This window comes from Methanobrevibacter sp. DSM 116169 (assembly GCF_046197865.1).
In the GTDB taxonomy this organism is placed as follows: domain Archaea; phylum Methanobacteriota; class Methanobacteria; order Methanobacteriales; family Methanobacteriaceae; genus JAHKLT01.
This window is the reverse complement of record NZ_CP166990.1, coordinates 876448-889993: the sequence shown is the minus strand read 5'-3', so window position 1 is coordinate 889993 and position 13546 is coordinate 876448. Positions and strand designations below refer to the sequence as shown.

12 protein-coding genes are annotated in these 13546 nt (G+C 25.0%); 5 read left to right on the top strand and 7 right to left on the bottom strand.

All coding sequences use genetic code 11. The annotated features are described in order from the left end of the window. Window positions 1-5: 5 nt before the first annotated feature. A complete protein-coding gene (locus ACA134_RS04520; RefSeq protein WP_409200992.1) occupies window positions 6-1430 on the bottom strand; it encodes a hypothetical protein in 1425 nt (474 codons plus the stop codon). Window positions 1431-1637: 207 nt separating this feature from the next. Between ACA134_RS04520 and ACA134_RS04515 the strand changes: the two genes are divergently transcribed. From ACA134_RS04515 to ACA134_RS04505, 3 genes are all read left to right on the top strand, one after another. Beyond that, window positions 1638-4022: a UvrD-helicase domain-containing protein gene (locus ACA134_RS04515; protein ID WP_409200991.1), complete on the top strand. Its 2385-nt coding sequence runs from the start codon at window positions 1638-1640 to the stop codon at window positions 4020-4022. Window positions 4023-4030: 8 nt separating this feature from the next. Beyond that, window positions 4031-5212: a hypothetical protein gene (locus ACA134_RS04510; RefSeq protein WP_409200990.1), complete on the top strand. Its 1182-nt coding sequence runs from the start codon at window positions 4031-4033 to the stop codon at window positions 5210-5212. Window positions 5213-5318: 106 nt separating this feature from the next. After that, window positions 5319-6311, top strand: a complete 993-nt coding sequence (locus ACA134_RS04505; RefSeq protein ID WP_409200989.1) for an HNH endonuclease — start codon at window positions 5319-5321, stop codon at window positions 6309-6311. A 327-nt stretch (window positions 6312-6638) separates the two neighbouring features. Here ACA134_RS04505 and ACA134_RS04500 read toward each other — a convergent pair whose 3' ends face one another. The 3 genes from ACA134_RS04500 to ACA134_RS04490 form a co-directional block, all read right to left on the bottom strand. Then, window positions 6639-6857 (bottom strand): hypothetical protein, encoded by a 219-nt coding sequence (locus tag ACA134_RS04500; protein ID WP_409200988.1) that lies wholly within the window; start codon window positions 6855-6857, stop codon window positions 6639-6641. A gap of 219 nt (window positions 6858-7076) precedes the next feature. Further along, a complete protein-coding gene (locus tag ACA134_RS04495) occupies window positions 7077-7604 on the bottom strand; it encodes a hypothetical protein (RefSeq protein WP_409200987.1) in 528 nt (175 codons plus the stop codon). Next, entirely contained in the window at window positions 7576-8607 is a 1032-nt protein-coding gene (locus tag ACA134_RS04490; protein WP_409200986.1) for a hypothetical protein, read from the bottom strand. Before ACA134_RS04490 ends, ACA134_RS04495 begins: the two co-directional genes overlap by 29 nt. A gap of 463 nt (window positions 8608-9070) precedes the next feature. Between ACA134_RS04490 and ACA134_RS04485 the strand changes: the two genes are divergently transcribed. Next, window positions 9071-9733 (top strand): DUF169 domain-containing protein, encoded by a 663-nt coding sequence (locus ACA134_RS04485; protein ID WP_409200985.1) that lies wholly within the window; start codon window positions 9071-9073, stop codon window positions 9731-9733. Here ACA134_RS04485 and ACA134_RS04480 read toward each other — a convergent pair. From ACA134_RS04480 to ACA134_RS04470, 3 genes are all read right to left on the bottom strand, one after another. Beyond that, window positions 9719-10375, bottom strand: coding sequence for an NTP transferase domain-containing protein (locus ACA134_RS04480; protein WP_409200984.1), 657 nt, complete (start codon window positions 10373-10375; stop codon window positions 9719-9721). The two genes, ACA134_RS04485 and ACA134_RS04480, sit on opposite strands and share 15 nt — an antisense overlap. Before the next feature lie 10 nt (window positions 10376-10385). Further along, window positions 10386-11579: a hypothetical protein gene (locus ACA134_RS04475; RefSeq protein WP_409200983.1), complete on the bottom strand. Its 1194-nt coding sequence runs from the start codon at window positions 11577-11579 to the stop codon at window positions 10386-10388. 192 nt (window positions 11580-11771) lie between these two features. After that, complete coding sequence (locus ACA134_RS04470; RefSeq protein ID WP_409200982.1) at window positions 11772-13055, bottom strand: Mur ligase family protein; 1284 nt, start codon at window positions 13053-13055, stop codon at window positions 11772-11774. 98 nt (window positions 13056-13153) lie between these two features. On the opposite strand from ACA134_RS04470, the gene ACA134_RS04465 reads away from it, so the two are divergent. Then, the gene (locus ACA134_RS04465) at window positions 13154-13546 is read left to right on the top strand and encodes a nuclease (RefSeq protein ID WP_409200981.1); all 393 of its coding nucleotides are present in this window, start codon (window positions 13154-13156) and stop codon (window positions 13544-13546) included.

The window sequence follows — 13546 nt, the reverse complement described above, 5'->3', positions numbered from 1 at the left end:
TAATTTTAGAATTTTTTATATCCAACAACTAATATGATAATAAATAATGCTATAACAATTAAAATTTTTATATTATTATTTAAAGCATCTTTTTCAACTGTTTCTACTTTAAGCCAATCTTTATTTTCATCATTTTTATCAATTGAATTATCTATAGAAAAATAATCAGAGCTATTTGTAGAATATTTTGATAAAACACCTGTAGCACTCATGGAAGAATAATTATTTAATAAGTTATTAAAAATAGAAGAAGCATTATTATTTAAGTCAAATATATAATCTGTTTCTTGTGAAATTTCTTCTTTATTATTATCAACATCTTCATTTATCAAATCTTTTTTTATAATCCAATTACTAGGATTTTTCATAAAATCACTAGTATTAAAAAGACTGTTCCAATCAGGATCCTCTTCTCCCCAATCATTATTTTCAAAGTCAAATATTCTTGCAGAAGTTTTATCAATATAAATGACATCTCCAGTTGGAGCTGAATTATCAATTATAATATTATCATTAAAGATTGTATATGAAACAATTTTAGAAGTCATTTGAGTAACAAAAACTGCACCACCAGATATTCCAGCAGTATTATTAATAATTGTAGATCCTTTAACTGTAAATCTACCAGAATGAGCAAAAGCTCCACCATAAAATCCTGCACTATTATTAATAAATGTAGAATTAATTATATATCCATCACTAGTCCAAACATATACTGCTCCACCCCATTCTTGAGCATAATTATCAATAAAAGTACAATTGAAAATATTAGTTCTTGTATAAATTCCTCCCCTAATAGCTCCACCATCACGAATAGCATAATTATTGATGAAAACAGAATTATAAATTTCTGATGTACCATATAATGTTGTTATTGCTCCACCATCATGTCCTGCATAATTACCTATGAACAATGAATTATTTACAAATAAATATCCTGGAGTATGAGTTAATCCATGGGAAGTTCCAGAAGTATCAATTGCTCCACCATTATGATAAACAGCAGTATTATTAATAAAAATACAATTATCTACATAGACATTTGCATTTATACTACTTATTGCACCTCCAAAATCATATGTTTTACCATTAATAAAAGTAATGTTTATAAAAGTTACAGTAGTTTCTTCTTTAACAAAAAACATTGTATTTTTTTGATTTCCATCAACAACTACATTGTTTGTTGAAGAATTTCCAATAAATGTTAAATTCTTATTTACATTAATTCCCCATTCATTATATTTTCCAGGATTTAATAAAATAATATCATTATCATTAGCTTCATTAATAGTATTTTGAATTGATATTGAATTATCAATCGATATAATATTAGATGATTCATCAATATCATTAGCATTAATAGATGATATGCAAATACTTAAAATAAATATTGTGAAAAGTAATACAACAATTTTATTATTAAAATTCACTAAATTCACCTCCCTTTAACTAATTAAATGAAAATATAAATTTAATGATATATACATCTTTTCATATCAATAAAAAAAAATAAATTAATTTTAATATGTAATAAAAAAAGTAAAAAATACTTAAAAATTGCTCTTTTACCTAAAAATATATATTTAATATAAAATATATTATTTATAATTAATTTAAAATCAAATTGTGTGTTTAAAATGATAAGTAATGAAGAATTTGAAAAAATTATAGTAGAAATATTAGAACGAGATATTTCATCAAATAAAAATCAAAAAGAAGCTATTTTTTCAAATTCAAATGAATCATTATTTATTGTAGCAGGACCTGGTTCAGGTAAAACAACTGTTATGGTTTTAAAGATTTTAAAATTTATTTTTGTAGATGAAATTAATCCCACTGAAATATTATCAACTACATTTACTAAAAAAGCTGCAAATGAATTATATTCTCGAGTTTTAAGTTGGGGAGATAAGATAAAAGAATATCTAATTAAAAAAAATAGTAATGATATAGATGCATTAGAAAAAATCAGCAGAATCGACTTTAATCAATTAAATATCGGTACAATAGATGGTGTTGCAGAAGAATTACTGAGAGTTCATAGAGATCCTGGAACAAATTTACCAATAGTAATAGAAAATTTTGTTGCAAATTCAGCTATGATTCATTCTGGATTATTTAAAGATAATCGATATTTAAATAATGATCTTCAAGAATATTTAGGTCATTATAAAGGACAAACAAAAGTTTCAAATCCATCAAAAATGAGTGAAGATATTTTAAAATTAAAAGATAGAATATATTTTGATCAAATCGATTTTGATGAATTATATAAAAATTCTGTATCAAAAGGAGAAAGAGTAGCTTTAGATGCAATTCAAGATTATATTGAAGATTTAAAAAGTAGAAATATAATTGATTTTCCAATGCTAGAAGAAGAATTCCTTAAAAGACTTAATAATAACAAGCTTGATATTTTTTTAGACGAAATTAAAGTGCTACTTATTGATGAATATCAAGATACTAATCTCATTCAAGAAAACATCTACTTTACAATAGCTAAATCAGCATTAAAAAATAATGGCTCAATAACTGTTGTAGGTGATGATGATCAATCATTATATAGATTTAGAGGAGCAACAGTTGATTTATTTACTGATTTTAAAAAAAGAGCTAAAGATTCTTTAGGAATTAATATTAGAGAAATCAATTTAAGTACAAATTACAGATCTAGTGAAAATATTATTAATCATTGTAATCATTTTGTTGAGTTAGATACAAAATATCAAGTAGCTAGAGTAAAAGAAAAGCCAAAAATTATTGCATCTGATTCTAAAGGTAAAACAATTCCTGTTTTAGGATTATTTAGACAAAATCCTGAAATGCTTTCAATAGAATTATCAAGACTAATTAAAAAATTAGTTAATAATAAAGAAGTTACTTTAAAAGTGAATAAAGTGGTTAATACTCAAAAAACATTAACATATTCACAAGAAATAAATGAAGAAGATATTACTTTAAAACTTGATGATGAGAAAGGTTCACCAGCAGACATATCAATATTAACATATTCTCCAAAAGAAGTTAACAAAGGAAATCGTACATTTACTTATTTTTTAAGAAGACAACTTGAGAAAGGAAAAGATCCATTAAGTGTATTTAATCCGAGAGGACAAGTCTTAGAAGAAATTGAATATGTATGTGTATTTTGTGGTTTGATTTTAGAATGTATTGATCCTGAAGGAAGCCGTCAAAAAGAAATTAAAAAAATTCCAGGAATAGCTAAAAGAAATTTAAATAAATGGAGAGTAGCTGCAAGAGAGTTTATCAAAAGCTCTCCAGAACCACATCAACCTATTTCTTTAGAAGATTTTGTTAAACATTGGCAAATTAGACAAGCTATTGGTCATGAGGCATGGCCTGAAACTGCTAGTTTAATGGAACTTGCTTATAAATTAATTACATGGATAGAAGTTTTACAAGATGATGTTGAAGGAATTGTATATCTTGAAGCTATTACAAAAACTATAACTCAAACAGGATTTTTTAATAAATATTCAGCTAATATTCATTTTGATAAAAATGAAAAAGAGTCTATTGAAGAAGCATTATGGAATATATTTATTCCTATAGCTATGGGTGGTGTTGAAATAGATGAAAATCTTCTTGAAACATTACCAGAAGATAGAATAAATATTATGTCTATTCATCAATCTAAAGGATTAGAATTTCCTCTTGTTGTGGTAGATGTTGGATCTAAATTTGATAAAAATGAACATAAAACTAGATTTGAAAGATTTCCAAAATCTAAAAAAGATAATGAAACATTTGAAGATAGAATTAGAAGTTTTTCATCATTAGGTAAATCTAAAAGAACAAATGAAGATAAATCTTTTGATGATTTGACTAGATTATATTTTGTAGCCTTCTCAAGAGCCGAAGATGTTTTATTATTAATAGGTGTAAATAAAGCATTAGAAGGATATACAAAAAATAATAAACATCAAGATATTCCAAATGTTGCATTAGGATGGAGTAGAGATGAAGAATTTATTGGATTTGATGAAGTTTATATGATTTAGGTGTTAAAATGAAGTTATCAGCAAAATCAAAAGCATATATGATTCCAGAATATAGTTTAACTGGAGATTTATTATCATTTTTAACTTGTAATTTACAATATAGATATCAAAATAAAGGAACACTTCCTCCTTCAATGCCAATTCAGCTATGGTTTGGAGAATTTATACATGGAATAATGGAAGAAGCATATAATAAATGGATAAGTGAAAAGTTAGAATTTCCATGGGATTGGAAAAGTCAAATTCGACCCATAGAAGATATGATTGATTTACGCCTTCAAGTTAGAGGATTATATCCTCCTACAACACAATTTTATTCAACAGTAAATGAAAAAGATGTTGAAATAACTGATGAACACGAAAGAATAGCTAGTGGAAGAGCAAAGACTGCTATTAATACTTGGGGTAAACATTTATTTCCGTTAATAGATTCAGCAGAAGTTTTAATAAAAGGCATTAGAAATATGCCAAGTTATGATGAAGATAAAAGTAGATCAAATTATTATGGGATTAATGGAGTAATAGATGTTTTAAGCTCTATTAATATTAATGAAATACAAAATGATTCTAAATCTAATAATGAAATAATAAACTATTTAAAAGCTAATGAAGGATTTAATAAGAGAATTAAATCATTAAAAGGTGAAGAATATGAAATTATTATTGATTATAAAGGAATGAAAAGGCCTACATATGGTAGTGACAATTGGAATCACCATGAATGGCAGATTTTAACATATTCTTGGCTTAGATCAAAACAAGCAGATTCTAAAACAATAGTAGCAGGAATAATATTTTATTTAAATGAACTTGTACCATCATATGAAGATTTAAAATCTATTCAAGAAGATGTTAAAAATGGAAATAATGATGTTCCCATAAGTTCTAATGATTATGAACTTATTACTAATTGGAAAGATAAAAAGAAATATCCTGATTTATCAGATAAATTTAAAATGGATAGATCAATTAGAATTATTAATATTGATAAAAAAACAATTAATGAATCATTAGATAAATTTGATGCTGTTGTTGAAGACATAGAAGAGTCATTAATTAAAGAAACCAATGGTTGTAAAATCAAAGATGCATGGAAAGCAGAAGCAGATGAAAGAACATGTCTTGCATGTGATTTTAAAACATTTTGTAATAACAAACATTCTAAAACTAAAGAAATTAAGATTCCTTAATACAATCCATTTAATAACCACTATAAAAAACAGAAAATTAATAAAAAAGACCAGAACATCTGCATAACTTGGATAAAAATTAATAAAAAAAATGGAGTTTTAAAAAATGGTAGAAAAAAAATGTATTTTATGTGGCAAAATTAAAAAAGGAAGTATTGAGCATGTGATCCCTGAAACACTAGGAGGTTCATTCACTATTGATAATCTTTGCAAAGAATGTAATAATTTTTTTGCAGATAAAATAGATTTTAATGCAAAAAATCAATTCTCTGAAATATTATTCATTAAAAAAATTATTAATAAACAAGATAAAGAATCAATTTCTTCATTAAGTTATAGATCTAAAGATGGGTTTTATAATTTTGACATGAAACATAATGATGAAATTAATATATTGGATGGAAAAACTACAATAAAAATTATTAATAAAAGATTAAAAATTAGCTTTGATAATACAATAGATAGTTTTAATGATGTCAAAATCGATATTATTAAATCTATAAAAAAATTCAATAAAAAAAATAAAGAAGAATATAAAATTAATTTAATAAAAACATTAGAATTAGCTGAAACAATATTTAATAGTGATTACAATTCTGCTCCTAAAGATGAAGAAGAAATTATTTATGAAAAAAATTATAAAATTCCTTTACCTCTTTTTTTTAAAATCTCTTTTGAAATGGGATGTTATATATTAGAAGAAGAATATTTTAATGATAATACATACAAACAGTTAAAAAATATATTAAATGATAAAAATTTCTTAATGGATAATGGAAAAAAAGCAGATGATTATTTAAAAAATATGAGAGGAAATTGGAAATTCAAACATGTTTCATCAATTGAAGAATATAATGAAAGAATAAAAGATTTAATTGAAAATCCTCCATATATAAAAGATAATGATGTTATTCATAAAATATCAATTTCCAAAAAAAATAATTCTATTGTATTAAATCTAATAATATTAGATGAAATTGAATTCGAAATCCCAATATCTAAAAATCCTGAAAAATATCCTTTTTTTAAACCTATAATTATATCAATGTATAATCCAATAGATAAAGAAAAAAAAAATTATGATATCCATTCTATTTAAAATATCTTAATATGTATTTAATCTCTTTTTTCTTTAAATATTGCTATTTTTTTAGATCCATATTTATTATTTTGTTTTTTCGCCAATATAATGTGGTTTATTACTTAATCCTCCACTTCCTAATCTTTTTTTTACAGTATTTTGTATTTATTTTTCATTTTGATTTTATCTGTTTGTTCTCGTTTTGCATATTTACTACATTGTGGTTTGCAGTATTCTTGTCAGATGTGTTTTTTGTGGAATGGTTTTCCACAGTACATATAATCATCTTTTGATTGTTTGTTTTTAAGCCTATTTATTTTTTACTGTTTTGTCGTCTTTTTTTTACTAATTTAGATAGTATTTATGCCTATTACTTTGTGGTTCTATTGTGTTTTTACATTCTGATGTTGCACATTCAACAAGAATAGTATTATACTCCTTTTTAGTTTTTATTTTGTATTTTATTCCTTGTTTTACTCCATTATTCATTTTAAAACTCCATATTTCTAGTGGGTGTTTAGTTTCATATTTACTAATTAATCTCTCATAAACCTTAGCAGGCATAAATTACCTCCCAATAAAACAATTTTTATAACCAAAATAATTATTTTTGAGCATTAAATCTACTATTGGAGAATTCATATTTAATTCCACACCAAAATTATCATATTTTCCCTTAACAAATTTGTTAACCCATTCTCGAATTAAAATAGTAGCATACCCTTTTCTTCTAAAACTAGAAATAATAAATATTTGTCTTAAAATTATTTTTTCTTTTTCAGATCAAGAAATATAACCCATAGCTTCAGAATCATTATAAATTAACATTGCTTTCTGTGTTTCTTCATGAAAACTGTTAAATCCGGTTTTTTCACCTTTTACAATAATATTTAACAAATCTAATACACATTTACTTTTTTCATTATCAACCATAACTAATAATAAATCATCTGATATTTTTATTCCATTTTTAATATTGTTTTTATTAAAATTTGTAGATAAAACATGTTCAGGATTATTATTTTCATCATTATAAAAAATATTAACAATATTTTGACATTTTGGACACAAATAAATATTTTCCGAACACAAATTTTCTTCAGTAAAAATTAATTCTTCATCACAATTTTTACATATCCCTCCATCAACTTTTTTTGGTACAATTTTAAAAACATTAAAAATATTTTTACATTCAGGACAAACATTATTTCCATTTTCTCTTGCACACCAACTAAATTGATAGTTACATTTATCACATTGAAAATATCCTTTTTCCATTTCTTTAATTTCTGAATAACCACAAAATTTCATTTAAAACCCCCCCCCCCATATTAGGAATATTAAAATAATTCTGTAAATCATAATTCCACCGGAAAAAACTAGTAACTAAAGCAATAAAAGAATCTGTGGATATATCATCATCAATTTGAAAAATTTTTATTCTTTCACCTACTTTTCTAGCATTATCATCTTTAATAGTATATTCATACCGTTTTAAAAGACTTTCTTCATCATAAATTCTAATAGCTCCATCACAATGGATAATTTTCTTTTTGTTTTTATCATATTTTGCATGAAAATATTTACTTCCCCTACATTCTACATCATTTTGATCAGGCAATTCTTCACATGTAAAACTTAACACATCACCATCTGGTTTCCATACTAATTCAGTTATTTCACCATTTTTATCACTATGTGATTTATAAAATGAAGATTCTTTTAACTCATTTAACTTTTCCCAATCTAATTTAATATCAATATAAGCTGCTTTTTCACAAACAGGCACACAATTTTTAACTAAAGGGTCTATTCTAATTCTCATTGAATCATTATCCTTAAAATAATCAAATAAAACATCCATTAAATTATAATGAGAATTAAATTGTATAGATGGCAAACATAAAGTATAAGAATTATTATTAATTTTAAAACAATAAAAAAATTTATCTACTTCTGAAATAGGAATTAATCCATTATTATCTGGAATTAATCCTATCAATTCAGGATCACCATAAGGTTCTCCTTCCTTTAATGCAATTATCCTATCTTTAGCAATATCTCTTCTAATTAATTCTACTAATAAATGAATCCTAACAATAATATTTTCATCTAAATTATGTTTATTCAAATATCTAATCTTATCTTTAATTTTTTCATGAAAATCCATAACATCTTCGTTGTTTAAATTATTTATATCCTCTAATAAATTTTTATGTTCAGTATGAGATTCATCGAGATAAATTCTTTCAACCTCAAAAAAAGGTTCTATTAAATTCATAGCAAAAAATTGTTTTGTTTTAAAATTTTGCATAAAATCACCCCTAAAATTAATTTATACTTCTACATATATCTTTTTATATTTTTTATAAATATTTAACATCAATATTTTTCCCTTGGAATTAAACCACATTTATCATTATTACATTTAAAGTTTAATGAAGTGTTAATATCTTGGCTTATTATTTAACTTTACTTTTTAAATCTATTATATCATATTACTCTCATCAGATACAGATATTCCACTAAAGAATAATCTACATTCATCATTCAAATATAACTGAGGGAATTAGTTTCTACTTAATATTAGTTTTACAGTTTAGTAGTAGTTCTTTTAATTCTTTTATTAAAAAATGGAATTAGTTGTTGTTTTATATCTTTAAGTGTTGGTTCATCTGCCATAAATTATAATTATGATTATATTACATATTATATAATTAAATGTATGAACTAAAGAAATTAAAATTCCTTAAATTATTAATTTGTGAGATGATATTATGAAAAATGAGAAAATGAGTGAAATTTTATCAGAAAAGTTAGATTTAGATGGAGATGTAGTAGCTATTAAATTTATTAATAGTGTTGATGAAGTTCCAGATGATATTTCAAAAATAGCTGATAAAAAAAGACATTGCGAAATGGTTAAAGCTGCATCATTTGGAGAAAAGTTTTATGCTACTCCTGATGAACAAGCATGTAAAGGAGGTTCAGCTGCACTAGGTCTTGAAGATTTTCCAGAAAAATTAGTTAGTGGAGAAACTTATTTTAAACTTGGAAGATTTAAAGATCTTGAAACATCTAAAAAAACCATTGATGATTTGTATGTAGTTGATAAAAAACATTTTGGAATAGTTTACTCTCCATTAAAAGAAGCAAAATTTATTCCAGATGTTATTGTGATGTTTGCAAAACCTAAAGCTGGTATGAAAATAGCTCAAGCAAGTGCATATAGTGAAGGATCTAAATTTAAATCATCATTTGCAGGTATTCAATCAATATGTGGAGATGTTGTATCTGGACCATATATGACAGGTAAAAGCAATATATCTCTTGCTTGTGATGGATCTAGAAAACATGCAAAAGTAAAAGACGAAGAATTAATTATTGGAATTAATTTTAATGAAGCAGAAGAATTAGTAAGTAATTTAAATTCTATTTAATAAATATTGATAATCTTCATATGTATTAATATTTAAAAGTTCTAAATCATTTTCTTCTTTAATTGCATAAAATGTATATCCATCAGAATGCATTTTTCTTAAAATTGGGTTTAGATTATCATTAAACCCTTTAATATTTTTTATTAAATTTTCTCGAGGTCCTACAAAAGGCATACCTAATCCTTCAGCACAATCTAATAATCCAATATTAATTCTTCTTAAAACTGAAATTGTTTTTAAAGAATTATTAGAATTTAAAGAATTTTCAATTAAATTATTAAAGGTTTTAGAAGAAATAGTAGGTTGGTCACCAGAAACACATAAAGTTAAATCTGAACTAGAATTTTGAAGACCATGTAATAAAGAAGTAGATAAACCTACATCTACTGGATTATTTTCTATTATTTTTAATTGATCTTTAGAAAAATTAGAAAGACATTTTCTTATTTCATTAGAAAAATGTCCAAGTACTAAAATACAAGAGTCTACATTTGAGGAAAGTACATTCTCAATTGTAGATTCAATGACTGTTTTATTTTTAAAAGGTAAAGTTAATTTATTTTGAACTTTGATATCATTATTGATTTGACTTTCAATCATTCTGGAATTTTTTCCAGCTGCAGTAATTACAGCAGATACCATATAAATCTAATTAGCTATTTGGAATGAACTTTACTATTTTTGCATGTAGTGTTAAACCAGTACCTGAACCAGTATACCACATAATGACTTTAACAGGATAATCATGATCATTATATATTTTAATATCTTCACATGGACCATAACCATATAAAACAGCTTCATCAGCTCCAGTCATACCTACTGGCATACTAAAGCCTTCATTCAATGCTGCAGCTCTTAAAGTTCTAGCTGGAGGACAAACTCCATGTGCAGCTGCTCCAGAAGGTGCATCTCCATCACTAACAGTACCAAAATCAATATAACTTTTCCCTGAACCATAGCTATGAGGAGCTATTATGGTATTATTCCATCCTTCACAAAATTGAGCTGCATTATATGCCCTCATCTGATCATTATATTGAGGATAAGATCCAAGGCCTGTAAGAAAATCAGTAGATTCATTTTCAGTATAATTAGTCATATAAACCATAACAGGTGATCCTGTTGGATAATTTTCAGTAGTATTATAAACATCATTTCCAAAATATTCTTTAATCTGATTAGGTGATAAATCTGACCTATTATCTGAAAAGGTAGTGAGACCTTTTTCTAAAGTATAATTAGATCCTACTTTTGCATCATAATTATACCAACTAATTATATCATTAGTATTATAATTAGATGTGTTGAAATCTTGGTTTTTAATATCATCTTTAGAAATTGATTGTAATTTATTATTGCCTTCATATAAATCAACTCCTTCTTCTGTTTTCGTTAAATATTTATATGGTGTAGAAAATCCCCAAACAAAATTTGATGGTCCTTTAACAGCTAAATTTTCTCCATCTAAAGTTAAATAGCCAGGCCCTTCAAAACCAGATGCCTGACCATTAGCCGCAATTCCTTCAGAACAAATTGAATTTGCTGATATTGGAACCGCTCCTGTTGAAAGAGATATCAGTATTCCTTGTATATTTAAATCTAAAAATTGTTGACCCAAATAACCTAAATTAGAAATTACAGGTACTTTAATCATTTCATCATCTGAGAAAACACTATCTCCTGCATAAACTGTTTTACCCACAGGAATATCTGTATTTTCTACTAAATCCTTACCTGTTATTTTATCACTACTTACAAAAGAAAATGCAAATAATAAAATACAAACACAAAACAACCCTAAAACTATTTTAATTGAAAAGTTTCTCCAATCACCACTATTCATAACTACACCTAAAATATTACAATATAATATTATATATTTATATCAATATTTATATATTGCGAATGAGAGTTTTTAAAAAGAGTTCGATAATTCATAAGAAAAATAGTTAAAATATATAAATTCAGATGATGTAAAATAGTTTAAAAAAAATTTAAAGAAATATTAAAAATAATTAAAAAAAATAAAGAAAATTTAATTACAGCTATCAGATAATAACTTCAATCTTTCCTGAATTTCAATTATAGTATCTTGTCCATTTCCACCAATAAAAATAGCATCTTCATGTGAAAATTCAGCAAGTAAAAAGATTATATCATCGAGACAATTAGCAACTTCTATCCTACCACCATAGCTTAAATCATTTAGTCTTTCCATACCCATATCAATAGTATCATCAAGACCTGAAAATAAAACAATTACCTCAGGATTATGTATGACAACTTCATCTAAAATATCTAATCTTTCAAATTCATTAACTCTTGGAGTTCCAATAAAAGTTGCATAGAAGTTTCTCTCATCTAAGATAGATCTAGCTGCATCAACATTATCAGTTTTACCAATATAAATTGTAGCATCATTAAGTTTATAAGTATCCAATCGTCCCTCAACAGGTTTAAAATTAACTAAAGAATCTTTAATAATGTCTTTTGGTATTTTTAAATTTGTGGCTATTGCATAAGCTAATCCTGCATTAAGTTTATTAAATTTTCCAAATACATCTAAATCAAATTGATATTCAAAATATGGAATAGCTTCACAAGACGAATCTCTAAAATCGCTTTGAAAACTTTGATTATGAGATAATACAATTTTTTTACTTTTGAAAAAATCTACAAGTTTATTTTTATAATTAGCTATAGTTTTATGAACATTCATATGATCATTACCAACATTAGTTAATCCAATTAAATCAAAGTCAAAAAAATACTTGCAAAAGTCTAAAGTCATATCACAAACTTCAACAAGTAATATATCATAAGAAGACGTATTTGTCTCGAGTAATAAGTCATAATAACCATCAAAGCCACCACCACCATTACCACCAACTAATACTTTTTTACCTGCACTTTCTAAAATCTCTTTTAACATATGTACAGTAGTAGTTTTTCCATTAGTTCCTGTAATTCCAATTGTAAAAATATCTCTGTGTTTAGTTAATACATCACAAGCTAATTTACCTTCTTCTAAATATTTATTAGCTAAAGTACTTCCCCACATACTAGGACTAATAGCTATCACATCAGCAGAATCTATTTCATCATGACTTGAAAAACCAAGATCAATTTTTAAAGAATCTGCAACTACAGATATATTTTCGTTTTCTTGAATTAAATCAATCTCAGCAAATGGAATTTCTAAACTAGTCAAGTCAACATTATTATCTAAGTCAGTTGCATAAACATCCCAATCATATTTTAAAAAAGAAGTAGTAGCTTTTTTACCTTCTACTCCTAAACCAATTATTGCAGCTTTCATTTAAACACGTATAAAATTTATAATAAAAAAAATTAATATTTATATAAGTAAATTTAGATTATGTAATATAAAAAACTTACTTAAATAAAAGTGATTTTATGTTTGAAGAAGATAAGGATAATAAAATTTATAATTTAATTATAAGTAGTGGAAAAGATGAAAATAATGAATATAATCAATTTTTAGAAAAAATATATTCAAAAACAGATTTTTTATGGAAAGAATCTGTATCAAGTTCTTATTTAACAGCTAGTGATGAGTTTTTTAATAAAGTAGATCTTGTAATAATCTTATCAGGAATATATAAAGAAAATAGTGAAAAAATAGATGAATTAGTCAAAGCATCTTTAAAACACACCAAACCAATTTTACTTGTAAGGCCTTATGGAGAAGAAGAAGTTCCAGAAAACTTAGAAGAAGTAGCCACTGGAATTGTAGGATGGAATGCTAATTGTATTATTGGAGATATAAAAAATATAGTAAATAGCTAA

Excerpts from the sequence above, each read along its gene's own strand:
- ACA134_RS04515 (WP_409200991.1), top strand. The coding sequence starts at position 1,638 with ATGATAAGTAATGAAGAATTTGAAAAAATTATAGTAGAAATATTAGAA.
- ACA134_RS04510 (WP_409200990.1), top strand. The coding sequence starts at position 4,031 with ATGAAGTTATCAGCAAAATCAAAAGCATATATGATTCCAGAATATAGT.
- ACA134_RS04505 (WP_409200989.1), top strand. The coding sequence starts at position 5,319 with ATGGTAGAAAAAAAATGTATTTTATGTGGCAAAATTAAAAAAGGAAGT.
- ACA134_RS04500 (WP_409200988.1), bottom strand. The coding sequence starts at position 6,857 with ATGCCTGCTAAGGTTTATGAGAGATTAATTAGTAAATATGAAACTAAA.
- ACA134_RS04495 (WP_409200987.1), bottom strand. The coding sequence starts at position 7,604 with ATGAAATTTTGTGGTTATTCAGAAATTAAAGAAATGGAAAAAGGATAT.
- ACA134_RS04490 (WP_409200986.1), bottom strand. The coding sequence starts at position 8,607 with ATGCAAAATTTTAAAACAAAACAATTTTTTGCTATGAATTTAATAGAA.
- ACA134_RS04485 (WP_409200985.1), top strand. The coding sequence starts at position 9,071 with ATGAAAAATGAGAAAATGAGTGAAATTTTATCAGAAAAGTTAGATTTA.
- ACA134_RS04480 (WP_409200984.1), bottom strand. The coding sequence starts at position 10,375 with ATGGTATCTGCTGTAATTACTGCAGCTGGAAAAAATTCCAGAATGATT.
- ACA134_RS04475 (WP_409200983.1), bottom strand. The coding sequence starts at position 11,579 with ATGAATAGTGGTGATTGGAGAAACTTTTCAATTAAAATAGTTTTAGGG.
- ACA134_RS04470 (WP_409200982.1), bottom strand. The coding sequence starts at position 13,055 with ATGAAAGCTGCAATAATTGGTTTAGGAGTAGAAGGTAAAAAAGCTACT.
- ACA134_RS04465 (WP_409200981.1), top strand. The coding sequence starts at position 13,154 with ATGTTTGAAGAAGATAAGGATAATAAAATTTATAATTTAATTATAAGT.